The 19,545-nt window shown below is 44.5% G+C and carries 15 protein-coding genes and 4 tRNA genes; 15 read left to right on the top strand and 4 right to left on the bottom strand.

From position 1 onward, the window contains the following. Nucleotides 1–212: 212 nt before the first annotated feature. From AAEY80_RS00690 to rimI, 12 genes are all read left to right on the top strand, one after another. Entirely contained in the window at nucleotides 213–1,808 is a 1,596-nt protein-coding gene (locus AAEY80_RS00690; protein ID WP_025650955.1) for a peptide chain release factor 3, read from the top strand. A gap of 275 nt (nucleotides 1,809–2,083) precedes the next feature. Then, entirely contained in the window at nucleotides 2,084–2,929 is an 846-nt protein-coding gene (locus AAEY80_RS00685) for an RsiV family protein (RefSeq protein ID WP_227502356.1), read from the top strand. Nucleotides 2,930–3,008: 79 nt separating this feature from the next. Continuing rightward, the gene (locus AAEY80_RS00680) at nucleotides 3,009–4,172 is read left to right on the top strand and encodes an FHA domain-containing protein (protein ID WP_350587744.1); all 1,164 of its coding nucleotides are present in this window, start codon (nucleotides 3,009–3,011) and stop codon (nucleotides 4,170–4,172) included. 193 nt (nucleotides 4,173–4,365) lie between these two features. Beyond that, nucleotides 4,366–5,862, top strand: a complete 1,497-nt coding sequence (locus AAEY80_RS00675) for an anthranilate synthase component I family protein (RefSeq protein ID WP_201565927.1) — start codon at nucleotides 4,366–4,368, stop codon at nucleotides 5,860–5,862. A gap of 248 nt (nucleotides 5,863–6,110) precedes the next feature. Next, a tRNA-Thr gene (locus tag AAEY80_RS00670) sits at nucleotides 6,111–6,186 on the top strand. Nucleotides 6,187–6,252: 66 nt separating this feature from the next. Then, nucleotides 6,253–6,336 (top strand) — tRNA-Tyr (locus tag AAEY80_RS00665). 81 nt (nucleotides 6,337–6,417) lie between these two features. Continuing rightward, a tRNA-Gly gene (locus AAEY80_RS00660) sits at nucleotides 6,418–6,491 on the top strand. Nucleotides 6,492–6,610: 119 nt separating this feature from the next. Then, nucleotides 6,611–6,685 (top strand) — tRNA-Thr (locus AAEY80_RS00655). Nucleotides 6,686–7,129: 444 nt separating this feature from the next. Continuing rightward, nucleotides 7,130–8,320 carry an elongation factor Tu gene (gene tuf, locus AAEY80_RS00650; RefSeq protein ID WP_025652105.1) on the top strand — a complete coding sequence of 397 codons (1,191 nt, stop codon included), beginning with the start codon at nucleotides 7,130–7,132 and terminating at the stop codon, nucleotides 8,318–8,320. Between the two features lie 200 nt (nucleotides 8,321–8,520). Then, nucleotides 8,521–8,691 (top strand): hypothetical protein, encoded by a 171-nt coding sequence (locus tag AAEY80_RS00645; RefSeq protein WP_227692024.1) that lies wholly within the window; start codon nucleotides 8,521–8,523, stop codon nucleotides 8,689–8,691. Nucleotides 8,692–8,783: 92 nt separating this feature from the next. Further along, nucleotides 8,784–9,329, top strand: a complete 546-nt coding sequence (locus AAEY80_RS00640) for a prolyl hydroxylase family protein (RefSeq protein ID WP_350587743.1) — start codon at nucleotides 8,784–8,786, stop codon at nucleotides 9,327–9,329. Nucleotides 9,330–9,572: 243 nt separating this feature from the next. Continuing rightward, nucleotides 9,573–10,043: a ribosomal protein S18-alanine N-acetyltransferase gene (gene rimI / locus AAEY80_RS00635; RefSeq protein ID WP_201565937.1), complete on the top strand. Its 471-nt coding sequence runs from the start codon at nucleotides 9,573–9,575 to the stop codon at nucleotides 10,041–10,043. A 63-nt stretch (nucleotides 10,044–10,106) separates the two neighbouring features. Here the strand turns inward: rimI and AAEY80_RS00630 are convergent, their stop codons facing one another. The 3 genes from AAEY80_RS00630 to trxB form a co-directional block, all read right to left on the bottom strand. Continuing rightward, nucleotides 10,107–10,538 carry a MerR family transcriptional regulator gene (locus AAEY80_RS00630; protein WP_025652108.1) on the bottom strand — a complete coding sequence of 144 codons (432 nt, stop codon included), beginning with the start codon at nucleotides 10,536–10,538 and terminating at the stop codon, nucleotides 10,107–10,109. Between the two features lie 62 nt (nucleotides 10,539–10,600). Continuing rightward, on the bottom strand, nucleotides 10,601–11,431 hold the full coding sequence (gene aat / locus AAEY80_RS00625) for a leucyl/phenylalanyl-tRNA--protein transferase (RefSeq protein ID WP_025652109.1): 831 nt from the start codon (nucleotides 11,429–11,431) through the stop codon (nucleotides 10,601–10,603). Continuing rightward, nucleotides 11,432–12,454 (bottom strand): thioredoxin-disulfide reductase, encoded by a 1,023-nt coding sequence (trxB, locus tag AAEY80_RS00620; RefSeq protein WP_101210916.1) that lies wholly within the window; start codon nucleotides 12,452–12,454, stop codon nucleotides 11,432–11,434. A gap of 669 nt (nucleotides 12,455–13,123) precedes the next feature. On the opposite strand from trxB, the gene AAEY80_RS00615 reads away from it, so the two are divergent. The 3 genes from AAEY80_RS00615 to AAEY80_RS00605 all read left to right on the top strand — a co-directional run bounded on the left by AAEY80_RS00615 (nucleotide 13,124) and on the right by AAEY80_RS00605 (nucleotide 18,480). Next, nucleotides 13,124–16,483, top strand: a complete 3,360-nt coding sequence (locus tag AAEY80_RS00615; protein WP_201633285.1) for a DNA translocase FtsK — start codon at nucleotides 13,124–13,126, stop codon at nucleotides 16,481–16,483. A gap of 97 nt (nucleotides 16,484–16,580) precedes the next feature. Then, entirely contained in the window at nucleotides 16,581–16,862 is a 282-nt protein-coding gene (locus tag AAEY80_RS00610) for a hypothetical protein (RefSeq protein WP_201580932.1), read from the top strand. 124 nt (nucleotides 16,863–16,986) lie between these two features. After that, nucleotides 16,987–18,480, top strand: a complete 1,494-nt coding sequence (locus tag AAEY80_RS00605; protein ID WP_201633281.1) for an amidase — start codon at nucleotides 16,987–16,989, stop codon at nucleotides 18,478–18,480. A 35-nt stretch (nucleotides 18,481–18,515) separates the two neighbouring features. Here the strand turns inward: AAEY80_RS00605 and AAEY80_RS00600 are convergent, their stop codons facing one another. Further along, a complete protein-coding gene (locus AAEY80_RS00600) occupies nucleotides 18,516–19,418 on the bottom strand; it encodes a DODA-type extradiol aromatic ring-opening family dioxygenase (protein WP_025652117.1) in 903 nt (300 codons plus the stop codon). Nucleotides 19,419–19,545 lie beyond the last annotated feature (127 nt).

Here is a 19,545-nt window from a genome sequence, read left to right as displayed (position 1 = left end):
AAAATATTAAGCACTTTCTAGTTAAGTGTTTTCTAATTAAACACGCTCTATTTGACCAGTAGAGCGTGTTTTTTTATGCGCTAATTCTGCAACCTGACGCTAAATCCGCTACAATACGCCCATTATTTATACTATTTATTGAAATTAATGCCCAAAAGAAAGTTACTGTCTAAAAGACAGCCTTTTGGAAGTCAAGGTTGAAGCCAAAAATTATGAGCGTAGATCCAAAGAAATTAAACAAAGAAGTGGCCAAGCGCCGTACCTTTGCTATTATCTCGCATCCCGATGCGGGTAAGACCACCATGACTGAAAAGCTGCTGCTATGGGGGCAAGCGATTCAGGTGGTTGGTGAAGTTAAAGGCCGCAAAACCGACCGTCATGCGACATCGGATTGGATGAGCATGGAGCAGGAGCGTGGTATCTCTATCACTACTTCGGTTATGCAATTTCCTTATCAAGACCATATGGTCAATCTACTAGACACCCCGGGTCACGCCGACTTTAGTGAAGATACTTATCGTACGTTGACCGCTGTCGACAGCGCGCTGATGATGGTTGATGGCGCAAAAGGCGTCGAGGAACGTACCATCAAATTGATGGAAGTGTGTCGCATGCGTGATACTCCAATTATCTCGTTTGTGAACAAGTTGGATCGTCAGATTCGCGAGCCGCTTGAGCTGCTGAGTGAGATTGAGACGGTGCTTAAGATTAAATGTATTCCGTTGACGTGGCCCATTGGTATGGGGCAGGATTTCGTTGGCGTCTATCATTTGACCGAAAATAAGACTTACCTTTATGAAAAAGGTAATGGCGGCAAGATGACCGTCTCTGAGACCCGCGACGGCTATGATTATCCGGACATACGCGAGCGCCTTGGGAAGCTGATGTTTGATGCTTTTGAAGAGTCGCTTGAGCTGGTACAAATGGCGTTAGAAGACTTTAGCGAAGAGGCATTCTTGGCGGGTGAGATGACGCCAGTATTGTTCGGTACAGCGTTGGGTAACTTCGGTGTCAACATGGTGCTCGATACCCTTGTGAAATATGCACCGCCACCAAAAGCCCATCCGACTACTGAGCGTCAAGTCTCTGCAACTGAGACGGACTTTACGGGTTTTGTTTTTAAGATTCAGGCCAATATGGATCCGCGTCACCGTGACCGCATTGCTTTCTTGCGCGTGTGCTCGGGTAAGTACGAAAAAGGCATGAAGATGAAGCACGTGCGTTTGGGTAAAGACGTGCGCATTGCCGATGCGCTGACCTTTCTCGCCGGAGACCGTGAAGCCTTAGAAGAAGCGTATCCGGGTGATATTATCGGTCTGCATAATCATGGGACCATTTCTATCGGTGATAGCTTTACTGAAGGCGAAGAGCTGAACTTTACCGGTATTCCACATTTTGCCCCTGAATTGTTTCGCCGCGTGGTGCTCAGAGACCCACTCAAGTCTAAAGCGCTACAAAAAGGCTTGCAGCAGCTCAGTGAAGAGGGCGCAACGCAGGTATTTATGCCGCAGATTAATAATGATTTAATCTTGGGCGCGGTGGGTGTACTACAGTTCGAAGTGGTCGCGCATCGCCTAAAAGAAGAGTACAAAGTACAGTGTACCTTTGAGCCAGTTTCAATTGCGACCGTGCGCTGGATTCACTGCGATGATGAAGTGGCCTTGGCTAAGTTTAAGAAAAAAGCCCATGACCAGTTGTCACTTGATGGTGGTGGCTATCTGACCTATCTTGCGCCATCACGAGTTAACTTGCAGCTGATGCAAGATCGTTATCCAGAAGTGACTTTCAGCAACACTCGCGAGCATTAATATCTGTTATTTAAGTATGAGTAAATGGTTGAAACCTATTTTCTGTTTTTTAAAAGACACGCTAGCCGTGTCTTTTTTATTGCCCGTCGTTTAGACCGTTATTAAACCGATTTTTCATAAACACTGACATCTCAAAAATACTGATGACTCAAAAGCACTGATACTTCAAAAATAGTAACCCCTCAAAAACACAAACAGTGTTTCAACAATACATCACAGTGGTTACGGTAGAATAATATTAACCATTATGTATTTATGGAAAAATTATGATAATAATGTCTCGATTTACGAGCGCCACACCACCTATTAATCCGCCGTTAATGCCGAGCAGTGGTAACTTGCGCCGAGTTGGTACGTTAGTGACAGGCCTGCTGTTTGGAACAATAGCAATGTCCGCTAATGCGGACAATCTCATTAGCAGTACCGATTATCTTGATTATGAGCTGCCCAAAAGTGTGCAAGAGATATGTGCCGAACGACAGCATTGTCCAGAGATTGAGGTTAGGTATCTCAAAACCAATCAGGATTGGATAAACGATATCACCAACGCCCGTATCAATCATCTTGTCGTCAATAGTAAACAGACTGAATCCGCACCTATCAATACTAAGGCGACGCCGACTATGGTTAAGGCGGCTATTGATGACTTCGCAAGCTCACAATTTATAGATATGCCAGACGACAGTTCATGGTCGTATAATCTGACAGTGAAGCCTGAATATTTGGGTCATGTGAATGATTTTGAATTGTTTGAAATAAGCTCCTATGTGTTTACGGGCGGCGCGCATGGCATGCCTTATAGTGAATATTTAATATTCGATACAAGCAGTAAAAAACAACTGCAACTGACAGACATATTACAGACGGGCAAAAAACCCCGTTTTGAGGCGTTGGCTTATGAGGCATATAAACAGTGGGTAAAAACGGTCGATAACGACTTAAGCAGCTATGAAAAAAATTGGCCATTTACCCTCAGCGATAACGTCACATTGACCGATAAAGGCGTTGATATTCGCTACCAGCACTATTCTATTGGCCCTTATGCTTATGGTATGCCTGTCCTAAGTATGCCTTATAACAAGCTTGACGGTGTGATCAAACCACGTTTTATTCCCAAATAATCGTTTTATCCTAAGAGAATAGTTGTAATAAGTTTCAGAGAATGATTGAACATTTAATAATAAATTAAGGAGTAATGTTATGACGAGTAATATAGACAACACAGCAGCGCCAACCCAAGCAACAGTCGCAGATACTTGGCGTCTCAATGCCTTAACCGCGGCGCTGGGTGATCTGACTTTGACTGTCAGCGACAGCCTGTCTGTGGGACGTGGCAGTGATAATGATGTGGTACTTGGTAGCAAAGAAGTATCACGCAATCACGCGGTACTGAGCGTACTGAATGGCAAGCTGTACGTGAAAGATTTGGACTCCTCTAACGGTACGTTTATTAATGAGCAACGTATTGACGGTAATAAGTCTAAGCATCTTGAAGCCAATGATACGATTGGCTTTGCCAGTTTTGCCTTCACTGTAACGCCGGTGACTGTTGCAGTGGATGAAGCTGTAGAGCAGCCAGTCTTCGCTGAAGAGCTGATGGTTGAGCGCGAATCTACGGTTGATACGGATGCTGACAAACCCGAAATGGTGATTGATGCACCAGACGTAAATTCTGAGCCAACTGCAGAGGTTAAGCCAGTTGTCAAAGAAACGATGGTTACAGACGTGTTGCCGTCAGCTAATGACTCAGATACCACTCCTGTTCAACAAGCTGATATTACTGAAAGCAAGATTGATAAGACTAATGAGGCTGATGCTCCAGTTGTTAAAGAAACGATCATCGAAGAGGTATTGGCGGCCAAAGATACTGTGGATACCACATCTGTGCAAGCGGCTCCAGTTGCCGCAGCTGCCTTAGACGAGCAGACACCGACTACTGAACAGGAAAATGTCGTGCCTAAAGAGGTCGTGCCTAAAGAAACAATAACTGAGACGCCTGTTACTGAAGAGCCAGTAGCTACTGAAAATGAAAAAGCATTAGTTGAACAGCCCGCTGTCGAGCAACAGTCCTTAGACAATGCAGACCACGACAAAACCACCAAAACCGAACTACAGGAAGAAGCTGATCCAGATGTGTTGCGTGCCAAACAAGCAGCAACTGCTCAGTTTTCGGGTACGGCCAATTTAGGGCAGGCTCACGACCTTGGTACCGAAGGCAACAATGCCATGGACCAAGCTGTCGATAACCCCGCAAATGCTGGATACGTAGAGAAAAAGCCTAGTGGTGGTTGGTTCATATGGGTATTTGCCGTCATCCTTATCATTGGCCTTGCGCTATGGCTGTTCAATATGGGCGGTATATAAAAGGTGTACGACCCTAGCTTTGTTATATCGATAAGATAAATTAATGAGTTAAGGTTAGTTCCATTATTCTTAAAAATAGCGTCAGCGTTCGTTGGAGTGTTGACGCTATCTTTGTATTGTATTTTTATCATTGTTTTGAGATTGCTTCTAAGTTTAAGGCGCTTTGCCAACCCTGTGTTAAGAGAAAGCTACTATGATGACCTTTGATGAGTATGACGCCTTTAAAAATCGTGGCTTTAGTCATGCGCCACTGGTAAAAAAACGCTTGATGGATGCGCAGACTCCAGTCTCGGTATTCTCTAAAGTACGTGACTTAAATGGCTCAGCGTATTTGTTTGAGTCCGTCGTAGGCGGCGAGCGTTGGGCGCGCTATTCGATGATTGGTCTAGGTAGTGATCTGATTTTGCAATATGTAGACGGTAATATGACGGTCAAAAAAAATGATCAGACCACCGTGGATGCAGTTGATGATCCCTTTGACTATATTCGTCAGTTGATGGCGCAGTATAAGATGCCAACTGCCGAAGATATTATTACCTTGCCGAGCTTTAGCGGTGGTCTCGTCGGTTATTTTGGTTATGATATGGTGCGAGTTATTGAACCCAGTGTGGGACTGTCTGACGCCCCCGATCCGATGTCACTGCCGGATATGTGGCTGATGCTGTCGATGAGTGTCATTGTTTTTGATAATTTAGAGAATACGTTGTCCATTATTGTTTATGCGGACTGCACCGCTGAAGATGGTTATGGTCATGCCATTCGTGAGCTAGAGCAAATTGAGGGTAAGTTGGCAGAAATGGCAGATTTAAGCGCACCGATTATGCCAACCCCAAAGTTTGAATCACAAACAGGGATGGAGAAATACTGTCGCGACGTTAAGAACATTAAAGACTATATCTCAGCAGGAGAGGTGATGCAGGTGGTGCCTGCCCAGCGTTTGACCGCTGACTATACTGGCGACTCGCTTGCTGTCTATCGCGCCTTACGGTTTTTAAACCCATCGCCTTATTTATTCTTGGTTCATGGTTACACGCTTGATGATCATAAGCGTTTCGACATTATCGGTGCTTCTCCAGAAACCTTATCACGTATCGAAAATGGCAGAGTCACCGTGCGTCCACTGGCGGGCACCCGTAAACGTGGTCAAAACGCAGCGGAAGATTTGGTGCTTGAGCAGGAGCTGCTGAGTGACGAAAAAGAGATTGCTAAGCATTTAATGCTGATTGAGTCGGGTCGCAACGACATTGGCCGTGTTTGTGAATGTGATAGTGTCAATGTCACCGAAAAGATGTTTATCGAGCGCTATTCGCAAGTCATGCATATTGCCTCTAACGTTGAGGGCGATATATTGCCTGATAAAGATGCGCTTGATGTCTTTTGTGCGACTTTCCCCGCAGGCACGTTAACAGGCGCGCCTAAGATTCGTGCGATGCAAATTATTGATGAGCTGGAGCCGTTACGCCGCACTGTATTTGGTGGCGCCATTGGGTATCTGGGTTGGCACGGTAATATGGATAGCGCCATTGCTATTCGTACCGCTGTGATGCGGCGCGGCAAAATCCATATCCAAGCCGGTGCTGGGGTAATCGCTGATTCTATTCCAGAAGCAGAGTGGGACGAGACCAATAAAAAAGCGTTGGCGCTCATTAAAGCGGTCAAAATGGCCTGTAATGGCTTGCGTATTCGCTAGATGTTTGATGGAAGTGCTTGGCAAAAGTGTCATTAAAGTTGCTAGTCCTCACCATGCAAGTTGTCGTTTTCATAAGCATGTTAATAACTATTCGAACAATCCGGATAAAAAGCGCTATTTTGTCTGATAAAAAATATCAATATAATCAGTTGCTTGACGTTTATTATTAAAATAAGTGTAAAAAAACTCAAAAAGAGCTTGCGTCTGTCTAAATATTTGATAGAATAGCCACCACTTTGAGAGAACAAGCCGACTTAGCTCAGTTGGTAGAGCAACTGACTTGTAATCAGTAGGTCGCCAGTTCGATCCCGGCAGTCGGCACCATCTCTTTCAAAGTCGCTTTTTATGAATTTGTCTTAGATTAAGTCATCTTTGTTCAAAGCAAGCTAAGGTGGGATTGGGGAGCGGTCAAACCCAACAGACTGTAAATCTGTCGCGAAAGCTTCGAAGGTTCGAATCCTTCTCCCACCACCATATTTTCTAAGTTTGTTATAGCGCCAAGCATACTCAATATATAACCACTCTTTATAAGAGTGAGCTTACAGAAGAGTAAATGCGGGTGTGGTATAATGGTAACACCTTAGCCTTCCAAGCTAATGACGCGGGTTCGATTCCCGCCACCCGCTCCATATAGTCACAATCGCAAAGACTACCAATAATTCATCACGACAGTCAGTATATTATTGCTGTATCGTGATATTTTTTTTAGTGCAACCCACTGGTTGGCTACTGTAGTTGTTAAAAGCATGCTCATATAGCTCAGCGGTAGAGCACTCCCTTGGTAAGGGAGAGGTCTCGAGTTCAATTCTCGATATGAGCTCCATTTATTATTCCAGCTTTTTGCGTTTGCTTTGCTATTTTAATACACAGCTTTATATCGATATCGAAACTATAGAATATTGAAAACGATAAAAAATCAGTATAGCAAATAAAAATTTAAGGGTGACACTGAGGTGTTGCCTTTTAGTGCTGTCAATTTCTCAATCAATTATATTGATGAAGCAATGCAGTACGAACACGCTCACATAATACAGTTTAATATTCGAGAGCTAAAAAAGTTAAAGATTGAAAAGCAAGTATAATGCCTACATATAAAAGTATGGCGTTTATATTGCACTAAAGCAGTTAAGAGTAAGACAATAAAGCAGTTTTTAGTAGATAAACCATAGCGTCAACGGTTTGATGGTTTTGTATGTATCATGAGCCGTCAAACAGCTATTTACCGATCTTTGATTATAAAGATTCACCAAAAAAAGAGGAAATACCCATGGCAAAGGCCAAGTTTGAACGCAGCAAGCCACACGTCAACGTCGGTACCATCGGACACGTTGACCACGGTAAAACCACACTAACCGCCGCTATCGCAACCGTAGCAGCAATCACCTCAGGTGGCGAAGCCAAAGACTACGCGTCTATTGACTCAGCCCCAGAAGAAAAAGCACGTGGCATCACCATCAACACCTCACACGTAGAATATGACACCCCATCACGTCACTACGCCCACGTCGATTGCCCAGGTCACGCCGATTATGTTAAAAACATGATCACCGGTGCAGCCCAAATGGACGGCGCAATCCTAGTCGTATCAGCCACTGACGGCCCTATGCCACAAACCCGTGAGCACATCCTGCTATCACGTCAGGTTGGCGTACCATACATTGTCGTATTCATGAACAAGTGCGACGTTGTTGACGACGAAGAACTGCTTGAACTCGTAGAAATGGAAGTTCGTGAATTACTAAGCGACTATGACTTCCCAGGTGATGACACCCCAATCATCCATGGTTCTGCTACTGAAGCCCTAAAAGGCTCACAAGAAAAATACGGCCAACCAGCCGTCGTAGAACTACTAAACGTACTAGACACCTACATCCCAGAGCCAGAGCGTGACATCGACAAAGCATTCCTAATGCCAATCGAAGACGTATTCTCAATCTCAGGTCGTGGTACCGTTGTGACCGGCCGTGTTGAATCTGGTATCGTTAAAGTTGGTGACGAAATTGAAATCGTTGGTATCCGTGACACTCAAAAAACCACCTGTACTGGTGTAGAGATGTTCCGTAAACTGCTTGACGAAGGTCGTGCAGGCGAAAACTGTGGCGTACTACTACGTGGTACTAAGCGTGAAGACGTCCAACGTGGCCAAGTACTTGCTAAGCCAGGTTCAATCACTCCTCACACCAAGTTTGACGCTGAAGTTTATGTATTGTCAAAAGAAGAGGGTGGTCGTCACACACCATTCCTAAACGGCTATCGTCCACAGTTCTACTTCCGTACCACTGACGTAACTGGCGCAATCCAATTACAAGACGGAACAGAGATGGTTATGCCTGGTGATAACGTTGAGATGGGCGTAGAGCTTATCCACCCAATCGCTATGGACAAAGGTCTTCGCTTCGCAATTCGTGAAGGCGGCCGTACGGTAGGCGCTGGTGTTGTTGCTAACGTATTGAACTAAGCGTTAACCTACTCAGAGTCATCTGAGAAAGTTGATCAGTTCGTGAAAAGCCATTCTCTTTATTGAGGGTGGCTTTTTTTATTGACGCCTAAATACTTATCCTAAAGTAATCGACTTTAAATTTCTGGTTTCCTTCTATATATTGTAGTATGAAAGTTAATAACTTTATATTGTCTAACTTATTAGTTAAGGAGTAATGAATGAGTGGTCTAAAAAAATTAAATAAAGAATGGAAAGAGTGGGTGAAAGTATGCATCCTCAAGGGCGTGCCAACAAATGAAATTGCTTCAGAATTATTTTCACGTGGATGGGATGATGCTGCTTATGAACTAATGAAAAAAAAAGTGGAAGTATTAATAGACCATATATAGATTTAACTGACAATAAAATATCCCTAAGTGATAAAGAAGTTTCTATATCATATACCTGTCATAAACCGCATATTGTTGTAATTGATGATTTTTTGAGTTTAGAAGAATGCGCATCTCTAATTGAAGATTCTCATGACAAATTTAAGATCTCTAGAGTTGTAAACGATGAGGATGGTAGTCGCGTTCAGTCTACCTCGAGAATAAGTCAGAGTGTAAGTTATCGTCAAAGTTCGAATAAAGTTGTTAAAACCATTGAGGCACGTATAGCAGAGTTCTTAACTTGGCCTGCTAATCATGGTGAAGGTTTATTAGTGTTAAGATATGAAGACGGGGGAGAGTATAAACCGCATTATGACTATTTTAATCCCGATAAAGAGGGTAGTAGTAATATTATGGAAGAAAGTGGGCAGCGTGTGGGTACTTTTTTAATGTTCTTATCAGAAGTCGAGTCTGGAGGTGCTACCCGTTTTCCTAAATTAAATTTTGAGGTTCGTCCCAAAACTGGTAGAGCTATATACTTCTCTAACGTTGATCTAGCAGGTAAGGTTGACGAGTTGACCTTGCATGCTGGTATGCCTGTTACTAAGGGTGTCAAGTATCTTGCAACTATTTGGCTTCGCGAAAAACCCTATTTATAGAATAATCCTCAATGAATAATAAAAAATATTGAGGTTATGCTTTTGACTTACTCCAATATTTTCTTATTACCTAAATTCTTACAGGTAGTTAAAAAATCACTCTTTTAATAGAGGGTGACTTTTTTATTGGGATAAGATTCTAGAGTAAGGTTTATTTATATATAGAATCATATAACAAGTTATAAATCCTAAGCTATGCTGGCTGTAAGTCAGGCACAGCAAAGCTAAATAAAGAGAAAAAGGATGATTATTATAGAAGCACTGCCCACGGAATTAGCCAAACGCACCACAATAATCCAAGCCGTTGCCAATATCGAAACTATTATTCAACCGCAAGATGCTTGGGGTTATCAGACAATAATAGAATTACTTGAGCAAGATAGTATTGATTTATTGGTCGTTTATCAAAGCGATAAAGTCGTTGGTTACTGTCTCTATCAAGTTATCTTTGAGCAAGCAGAGATCCTGCGCATCGGCACGCATCCTGATTACCAACGCCAAGGTATCGCCTCGCAACTTTTTGCAAAATTGAATACTGAGTTGATGAACAATAAGGTGGAACATTTACTGTTAGAGGTACGCGCAGATAATGTAGCGGCTATTACTTTATATGAGCAGCAAGGGTTGGCAGTGATTCATCGGCGGAAAGGCTATTACCAGATTCCTCATCACCCAGCCATTGACGCCTTGATTATGCAGCGTGTGTATCTTTAATAGTCATTAGCAGCACACATACTATTGGATTAATAAGTATTATAAATGAGAACATGCCCTAGATTACTCGGGTATTGTCTTTTTGCACACTTCAATATCGAGCTCATAGTCACTATCTGCTTTCATTCGCTCAAGCACTTCAATACGTTCGCTTAACAGCTCTATCATGACATTGATATTGGCTTGTTGTTTTTTGACTTGTGCCAGTTTTTGCTGTGTGAGCGTCAGTTGTAAATCGATATCTAGCTGCCCATCATAATAGTCATTAAGACTGTCTCTGATTTCAGTAAGGGTAAAGCCAATGGCTTGTGCGCTTTTAATCAACTCAATACGCTCAATGCATTCGGGATGAAACTCAGTATATAAGCGTGAGCCGGCCTGACGTTTGCGAGACTTGAGTAGCCCTAGCTCATCATAATGACGTACGGTGTCTTTGGTTGTATTGGCTTTGATGGCCAGTTTTCCAATTAACAAAAATGATGTATCAGGAGCCATAACAACCTCGTAAGTAAGATGTTCGATTCGATTATTATCTACAATCCAGTTTGAGTCTGCACTTATAACTGTGGCTGCCAAGGCTCTGCGGTATCTAGTAACGATACGGCTAAAGGTTTATGAGAGTCTTTGTGCCATTTGACTGAACGGCTGGCTATCAGTGTGTCTAATTGGTTAAGAAATTCAGCACGTGGTAGGGTCGTTGCCCCCAAGCTCATCAAATGCTCATTGGGTAGTTGGCAGTCCACAAGCGCGACATTGCTTTGCGCGCATAAGCGCATCAAGCCCCAAAACGCCAATTTAGACGCATTAGAAGCACGGTGAAACATCGATTCACCAAAATAGATGTTGCCTATTTTTAGCCCATATAAGCCGCCGATTAGTTGGCTGTTATTGTCCCAAACTTCAATACTATGCGCAAAGCCTTGCGCATGTAGCTTGGTATAAGCTGCAATCATCTCATCATGAATCCACGTGTGCTCGCCCTCAGGCAAGCCATCGCTGCGCGGCATACTACAAGAGTGAATCACTGCATCAAAGTCTTGGTTGAGAGTGAGTTGCCAACGTTCGCGGTGGGCTTGTTTGCGTAGGGATTTACTCGGTTGATAGTCAGTTGGCAGCATCACACAGCGCGGCTCAGGACACCACCAAGCGATAGGTTCGTCTTCATTAAACCAAGGAAATAAGCCCTGCGCATAAGCAGAAATCAGCGTTTCAGATGCTAGATCTCCGCCCACAGCGACCAAGCCAACCCCTTCAGGATCGACGGAAATAGGATTGGGGAAATCATAAAGCCCAAGACTTTTTAGAGTCTCAGGCTTTATATGAGCGTCAGTATCGATATGATTATCGACACTGACGCTTGGGTTAGCAGTTTTAGCAGAGTGGCTCATTTAGACTTCTTTATCAGCAGTGAGCGTTGATGCATAAGTATGATCGGTCGCCACGGTTTCGCCTAGCGAGTCTAGATATTTTTCTGCATCGAGGGCTGCCATACAGCCAGTGCCCGCAGAAGTAATCGCTTGACGGTAGACATGATCTGCCACATCACCAGCGGCAAAAACCCCTTCAACACTGGTCTGTGTCGCATTACCATTGAGGCCACTGTTGACCACAATATAGCCGTCTTTCATATCCATTTGGCCTTTGAATAGCTCGGTATTTGGCTTGTGTCCAATAGCAATGAATACCCCAAACACATCTAGTTGCTTGGTGCTGCCATCGATAGTAGACTCTAACACCACGCCATTGACGCCCATATCGTCGCCTACCACTTCTTTGACGCTATGGTTCCACTCGATTTTGATATTACCGTTTTTGGCTTTTTCAAACAATTTGTCTTGTAATATTTTCTCAGAACGTAGACCATCACGGCGATGCACCAGCGTGACTTCAGCTGCGATATTTGATAAGTATAAGGCTTCTTCAACGGCGGTATTACCACCACCAATAACCGCTACTTTTTGGTCTTTATAAAAGAAACCATCGCAAGTTGCGCAAGCTGATACGCCCAAACCTTTGAATTTTTCTTCTGATGCCAAGCCCAAGTATTGCGCTGAGGCACCGGTTGAGATAATCAAGGCATCACAAGTGTAGTTGCCGTTATTGCCCGTTAATTTAAAGGGACGCTCTGTTAAATCGACATCATTGATATGGTCATAGACCAATTCTGTACCGAAGCGCTCAGCGTGCGCTTTCATACGATCCATCAATGCAGGACCCGTTAAGTCATGCGCATCGCCCGGCCAGTTGTCGACTTCGGTGGTGGTGGTGAGCTGTCCGCCCACTTCTAAACCAGTGACCATAACAGGTTTTAGGTTGGCACGCGCTGCATAAACAGCAGCAGAGTAACCAGCAGGGCCTGAGCCTAGAATAATGAGTTTTTCGTGGCGTGGAGTAGGGTTGTCAGTTGCCATGTTTTTTCCTTGCTAAATATAAGAATGAAAAGAGCTAATAATCAATATGATAAGAAATAATCACCAAAAATATGCGTTAGTATAGTTTTTTTAATTGCTGTGTGATAATAACATAAGGGCAGACGGCAAAAAGTGCAAGTTTGCTAAAACAAACATGGGTATCATTAGAATTAAAGCATCTATAGGAATGCTTAACATGCGCAAACACAGCCTAAGAACGGCTGGGTATTTTAAAGCGTTTAGGTAAGAAGTTTAAGCGTTTTTTGTGAGTCATATCGGTTAAATGTGGCAGATTTTTGCCCAAATTGTCTATTAAGAGGTTTTCTTGCACGCTTTCTTTATAACACTGTCGCCACCGTCCCTATCTATTTGTTATTATAGGAGGTTATGCCCAGTGTCATGACGCTTGTCCGAGTCAATTATTCGATGGACAAACGATAGCAAATGACAAATAAGGGCAAGTGATAAAGCACATGTTTTATCTTATCAATGAGGCTAAACTCCCTTATATATAAGGTTTAGCCTGATGCGCTTCATCATAAACACTGCACTAGGTAAATGCATATCAGCACTTTATATTGGTGCGTTATATCAGAATTTTATGTCAGCATGGTTAGGCTTAGTCATGCATTGGCGACCAATTAGTATTAATAACAAGGCAGATCTTACGTGATATCAGCACCGCTTATTGAGTATTTGAAAAAAGGAATATTTACCCTCCTTGGGTTGATACTGGCAGTTTATCTGTTTGTTATTTTACTGACCTATACCGGTAATGATCCAAGCTGGTCGCATATCAGTAGTGATATGACGACCATCAATAATATGGGTGGTGAGACAGGTGCTTGGTTATCTGACCTGCTTTATAGCTTTTTTGGCTTTGGCGCATGGTGGTTGCTGGCGTTTGTGGTCTATGAATCTATTCTTATTTGGTGGGACAATAAGCCGACGTTTTGGTTGCTGCGCTTGGTTGCTTATGTGTTTTTAATCCTAAGTGCGAGTGCTTTATTCGCGCAACTGGTCGCTTTAGTGCAGCAAGTAGCCGATCCGGTCGCCACAGGCCTCAAAGGGGTAGCGGGTGGTATTATCGGGCTTGAGCTGCAAGCACGTTTGGCTCAATTATTATCGCAGTGGGGGAGTGTGATTTTTTTAACGGTGTTCGTGATTATCACCGCGACCTTTGCCTTTAATATTCATTGGCTGGTGATATATCAAAAAATCATGACCCTATCATGGCTTGGTTCTGGTGTAAGAAAGCAAGATAACGAGCGTGATAGTGTGCAGGCAACTAAAGAACGTCATCAACAGCGTGATGATGACAGTCGAACTGACGAAGAAGCCGCGCAAGCGGTAGCAGAATATGAGCAGCTGCCCCTTGAGCTGCAAGCTACTGAGGACACTGCGCATAAGCCACAAGCAGATAATAGTGGTCGTTTCAGTCATGTACTGACTGATTTTTTAGCGACTTCTGGGTTAGGTGCTAGCGTCAAGGCTTCTATGGCAGCAGCGACGCCAGTATCCGCGAGGAATGATAGTCAGAGCGAGCATTTATCAAGCGCCGCCGTCACGCCTAGCAGCACCAGCGTAAATGCCTCTAGCACCTTTAGCGAGAACAAGGTATCTACTACCTCAAACCCTGTCACAACGTCTACCCGTAAAGTGGAGCCGAGCTTTGCTTGGAATGATGCCAATACCGTTGATGACCTATTGGCCAGCGACTTTGCTATTCACGATCAAAGTATTCAAGACAGTAATCAGTATTCTGACGCTGCTGCACCTACTTATATGAATCATACTGAGTCACCAACTGAGACCTCAGTAGCCACAGACGCGGTAACAGAAACGGCAATGCTAGAGACACCAACAGCAAGCTCTACTGTTAATTACCAACCAAACAGCGTCGAGCAGGCAGTTGTAGGGGCAGCAAGCAAGCAAATCGCGCCTCATCTTATGGATGAGCCTCAAGCTGCAACGTCAGATGACAGTCATACAACGCATGAAACGCATGAAACAGTTGATACATTGGCAGAGTCTTGGTTAGCAGAGCATGCGCCTGTTTCACCACCTTCTCAAGAAACAGAAGAAGATACTAATAAACCTGAACAGCCAGCACTAAAGCCAGCAGTAGAGAATACTTATGACGCCTCTGCTGGGTCATCAGACAAGTTAGCAGACAAGTTATCAAATGAAGAGCAATGGAAAAGCCCATTGTCAATACAAAGTCCTGCTCCAGAAGAGGATGATGTAAGTATCGTCGCACCAGTCGCTGATATGACCCCGACCAATACGCCACCGGCTAATCCTAAACTGCCGCCTACAGTAGAAACTACCGTCACAGCGCCAGCTATTGAACCGATAGTTGCGTCTAAACCAACGGTAAGCTTTGCCGTGCCAGAGGGTGATAGCGGTAACCATATTGCTGATATGATGCCAGAAGATGACAGTCGAGCTGACGACACTGACCTGCCTGTGATGCCTCATATTAGTGATGATGCCGCCTTTAGCCAAAAATCTCGTTCGATGCAAACGGCTGCCTATCGCAGTAGTCTGACGCCTATCCCTGAGATCTCTATTTTAGATAAACCAGATCCTGATCGTAAGCCCAGTTATACTATTGCTGAGCTTGAGCAATTGTCTGAGTTATTAGAGATCAAATTGCAAGAGTTCAACGTCAAGGCTGCTGTGGTCAATGCTATTCCGGGTCCCGTTGTCACGCGCTTTGAAGTGGAGCTTGCCGCTGGCGTAAAGGCCAGTAAGGTCACCGGTATTTCACGCGATTTGGCGCGTTCGCTATCAATGGCATCTTTGCGTGTGGTCGAAGTCATACCGGGCAAGCCCTATATCGGTATCGAAGTGCCCAATAAAAAGCGCGAGATGGTGCGTTTGATTGAGCTATTAAATACCGAAAAGTTCAACGACCCGAAAGCCCAAATCAGTATGGCGATGGGTAAGGATATCGGTGGTAATGCCATCATTACTGACCTTGCCCGCGCGCCGCATATGTTGGTTGCGGGCACCACAGGCTCTGGTAAATCGGTATTGGTCAACTCAATGCTACTGTCGATGCTACTCAAATATACGCCAAATGAGCTGCGTCTGATTTTGATTGATCCAAAGCAATTAGAGCTTGCCAACTATAACGACATTCCGCATCTGCTAACGCCAGTCGTCACCGATATGACTGAAGCCGCTAGTGCCTTGTCATGGTGTGTGGCAGAGATGGAGCGCCGTTATCAGCTAATGAGCTTATTAAAGGTGCGTAAGCTTAACGAGTTCAATAAAAAGGTCATTGCTGCTGAGAAATCAGGCAATCCTATGCTTGACCCTTTATGGCGACCCAATGATAGTGTCAGCATCAGCCAAGCACCGAAGCTAAAAACTTTGCCGATGATTGTCATTGTCGCGGATGAGTTTGCCGATATGATTATGCAAGTCGGTAAACAAGCTGAAGAACTGATCACGCGCTTGGCGCAAAAATCACGCGCGGCAGGGATTCATTTGATGCTTGCCACCCAGCGTCCATCGGTCGATGTCATTACTGGTTTGATTAAAGCCAATATCCCCGTTCGTGCAGCGTTACGAGTGAACTCAAAAGTGGATTCGCGAACGATTCTAGACAGTGGCGGTGCCGAAGACATGCTTGGTAACGGCGATATGCTATTTTTAGGACCTGGTCAAATTGAGCCGGACCGTGTGCATGGTGCGTATGTCAGCGATGAAGAGGTCAACCGTGTTTGTGATGCGTGGCGTGAACGCGGTGCGCCGGATTATATTGATAATATGGCAGGCAACTTTGAACTGTCTAGTCCTAGTGGCGGTGGTAGTACGGCGAATGCCTCTGGTGAGGACGATGACCTTTATAACGATGCTGTGGCGTTTATTATGGAGACGCGAAAAGTCTCTGCCTCTAGTATTCAGCGCAAGTTTAGCATCGGTTATAACCGTGCTGCTCGTATCGTTGACTCAATGGAAGAGGCTGGCTTGGTCAGTTCGATGGGTAAAAGTGGTAAGCGTGAGCTATTAATGTAGATAAATATTGAGCTTAAAAGTAGTTATCGTTGGTTATCTATATTAGAATAAATATAAAGAGTAATAATTGCATCTGCTCAATATATAGGGAAGTTTTATGAAAAAGATAGTATTTACTATTATCGTTGCAACTTTAGGTATTTCCAACATTACGCTTGCTGATACGTTTCAAAAGCATATGTACTGTTCTAAGCCTAGTAAACCCTATAACTTTACATCTGAGGCTCAGTACAATCGATTTGTGGATGATGTTAATAAGTATCAAAGTTGTATTAACGACTTTGTTGAGGAACAGAACCGTGGAATTAAAAACCATCAAAAATCAATAAATAATGCGATTGAAGAATGGAATAGGTTTGTTCAGTTTGAACTAAAATAAAGCTTTCAAAAACAGAAAAGTCAAACATAACTGTTTGGCTTTTTTTATGAGTAGACATTACTAAGAAAACAACACTATATTAGTTTAACTTAACTCAATACTTATAAACCAAGGAAGGTCAGTTATGTTTAAAGAATATACCCAATATGATGCCATAGCATTGGCGGCATTGGTCAATGCAGGTGAAGTCAGCGCTAAAGAGGTGTTAGATGCTGCCGTCTATCAAGCCAATACACTCAATCCAAAATTAAACGCTATTATCCATCGTTTTGATGAGCGTGCTTATGATGCCGCGCAAGCAGAATTGCCAGCAGGTGCATTTAATGGTGTGCCGTACTTACTCAAAGACCTATCATTTTATTTTGCTGACGAACCCATCACGATGGGCAGTCGTAGCGTGAATGTCGTGCCAGAAAACGACAGCGAAATCGTTAAACGTATGAAAGCGACGGGTGTCAATACCTTTGGTAAGACCAATACGCCAGAGTTTGGTTTAATCATCACCACTGAACCCAAAGCGCACGGTGCCACCCACAATCCATTCAAAAAGGGCTATAGCTCTGGTGGCTCATCGGGTGGTAGCGCGGCGGCGGTGGCGAGCGGTATCGTACCGATGGCAGGTGCTGGCGATGGTGGCGGCTCAATACGTTTTCCGGCAGCATGGTGCGGAGCGTTTGGATTCAAACCCAGTCGTGGACGTAACCCCATAGGCCCCTCATTCGGGGAAGGTTGGGAAGGGGCAGTTGCCGATCATGTGATTACTCGTAGCGTACGTGACAGTGCCGCTATGCTCGACGCTACCAGTGGCGCTGAGATTGGCGCGCCTTATGTGATTGCGCCACCTGATGGGACATTTTTACAAGCAGCGATGCGCGCCCCTCGGCAATTAACGATAGCTTTGCACCAGCAGCCACTAGTCGCCAATACCGTAGTAGACAAAGAAGTTTTGAACGTTCTGGAGCAGACGGCAAAGCAATTAGAAGCTATGGGACATCGAGTGGTACCTGCCGAGCCAAATATTAATATCGAGCAATTTTGGCATGATTTTTTAGTGGTGGTTTGCACCCATACCGCCTTTACCATTGATAATATTGAACGCACATTTGGCTCGGAACATATAAAGAATCTAGAGCCGCAAACCTATAACATGGCGATGTTGGGACGCTCGCTCTCTGCCGTTGACTTGGCGCATGCTAAGCAGGGCTGGCATGACAGTCAATATCAAACGGGTCTATTACTCGACATCTACGATATGATTCTGTGTCCGACCGTACCGACGCCTGCGGTTAAGCATGGCGTGCTACCACCAAGTCGTATGGATGAGATGCTCATGCGCAGCGCAGGCTTACTCAACAAAGGCATCGATATGGGTAAATATGCCTTTAGCTCAGGGATGATTGAAAAACTTAGTCAGCCTGTACTGGGCAAAATGGCCTTTACTTTGCTGGGCAACGTCACTGGACTGCCTGCCATGTCGTTGCCAGTAGGTATGAGCAAAAAGGGTTTGCCGATTGGGGTGCAGTTGATTGGGCGTATGAATGATGAGACGACGCTATTTAGTATTGCTGGCGAAATGGAGCGCGCTGGGTTGTTTACCAAAGCTGCTTTTGAAAAGTAATTGTATTTTTGCTATCGCTATGGCTTGAAAGTTGCTTAATCAAAGCGAAAGATATCCATTCCTAAGCTGTGGTGCGCCATACTTTGATGCACCACCGAGACGCGTTGACCAGCTCCTAGGGCAAAAAATAGTGGTAATAGATGCTCATCGCTCGGATGTATGCTTCGATAATTAGGATATTGCTGCCAGTCTAATGCTGCTGGGATGTCTGTTTTGAGCTGCTGGAGTAACCATAGCTTAAAGTCTTGTGCCGTCTCATCTATGCTATCAGCTTGCCAGCGTAGGGCTTGCAGATTATGAGTGATATTGCCTGAACCAATGACGAGGATTTGCTCACGACGCAGCTGCGCCAGTTGCGCGCCTAGCTGATAACAGGCAACACTGTCATAGTGCCGTGGCAATGATATCTGGACGACAGGCACATCGGCCAGCGGATAGAGGTGTATAAGCGGTGCCCAAACGCCATGATCGCAGACGCGCATCGGATTGACGCTACAGGCGATACCACGTGCCGTTAACTGCTGCGCTAACGATTCAGCGAGCGCTGGGTGACCAGCAGCAGGGTATTGTAGCTCGTATAGCTCAGGCGCAAAGCCCGAAAAGTCATGCCATGTCTTTGGTCTTGGGTTACTACTGATTTCCAACTTTGCCGACTGCCAATGCGCCGACATAATGACGACGGCACGTGGCTTAGGTAAGTTTTGCCCGATACGAGCCAAGGCGCTGGTTGTGGCCGATTGTTCAATCGCCAGCGTTGGGGCACCATGCGAGATAAATACTGCTGGTAGCTTGGCTAAATTGGGCGCAGTTAACTGCCCAGCCTGGACCTCTGCCAAAGCTGCTGTGGTGGTAATAGGCTTATGCAGCTCTTGGTGATGTGACTCACGTTGCTGATGCGCATAAGGGGCGTTCGATGTCGCTCGTTTTGGGTATTTCATGTTCCGTTTATTAGGGCGCGCGCCCATTTTTCAATCGCTTTGATGAGGTATCTTTTTTAAGCAAACCGTTATCCATTAATATAGCATTCATGCTATTTTTGATGGCTATAATTTTCAGTAGCTAAGA

Origin of the sequence: Psychrobacter sp. 78a-MNA-CIBAN-0178 (assembly GCF_040309625.1) — a bacterium.
Lineage (GTDB): Bacteria > Pseudomonadota > Gammaproteobacteria > Pseudomonadales > Moraxellaceae > Psychrobacter > Psychrobacter okhotskensis.
Note: the sequence above shows the minus strand (reverse complement) of the source record. Positions and strands in the feature narration are given on the sequence as shown.

Coding starts and splice junctions, on each gene's coding strand:
- AAEY80_RS00690 (WP_025650955.1), top strand. CDS start 213: ATGAGCGTAGATCCAAAGAAATTAAACAAAGAAGTGGCCAAGCGCCGT.
- AAEY80_RS00685 (WP_227502356.1), top strand. CDS start 2,084: ATGTCTCGATTTACGAGCGCCACACCACCTATTAATCCGCCGTTAATG.
- AAEY80_RS00680 (WP_350587744.1), top strand. CDS start 3,009: ATGACGAGTAATATAGACAACACAGCAGCGCCAACCCAAGCAACAGTC.
- AAEY80_RS00675 (WP_201565927.1), top strand. CDS start 4,366: ATGATGACCTTTGATGAGTATGACGCCTTTAAAAATCGTGGCTTTAGT.
- tuf (WP_025652105.1), top strand. CDS start 7,130: ATGGCAAAGGCCAAGTTTGAACGCAGCAAGCCACACGTCAACGTCGGT.
- AAEY80_RS00645 (WP_227692024.1), top strand. CDS start 8,521: ATGAGTGGTCTAAAAAAATTAAATAAAGAATGGAAAGAGTGGGTGAAA.
- rimI (WP_201565937.1), top strand. CDS start 9,573: ATGATTATTATAGAAGCACTGCCCACGGAATTAGCCAAACGCACCACA.
- AAEY80_RS00630 (WP_025652108.1), bottom strand. CDS start 10,538: ATGGCTCCTGATACATCATTTTTGTTAATTGGAAAACTGGCCATCAAA.
- aat (WP_025652109.1), bottom strand. CDS start 11,431: ATGAGCCACTCTGCTAAAACTGCTAACCCAAGCGTCAGTGTCGATAAT.
- trxB (WP_101210916.1), bottom strand. CDS start 12,454: ATGGCAACTGACAACCCTACTCCACGCCACGAAAAACTCATTATTCTA.
- AAEY80_RS00610 (WP_201580932.1), top strand. CDS start 16,581: ATGAAAAAGATAGTATTTACTATTATCGTTGCAACTTTAGGTATTTCC.
- AAEY80_RS00605 (WP_201633281.1), top strand. CDS start 16,987: ATGTTTAAAGAATATACCCAATATGATGCCATAGCATTGGCGGCATTG.
- AAEY80_RS00600 (WP_025652117.1), bottom strand. CDS start 19,418: ATGAAATACCCAAAACGAGCGACATCGAACGCCCCTTATGCGCATCAG.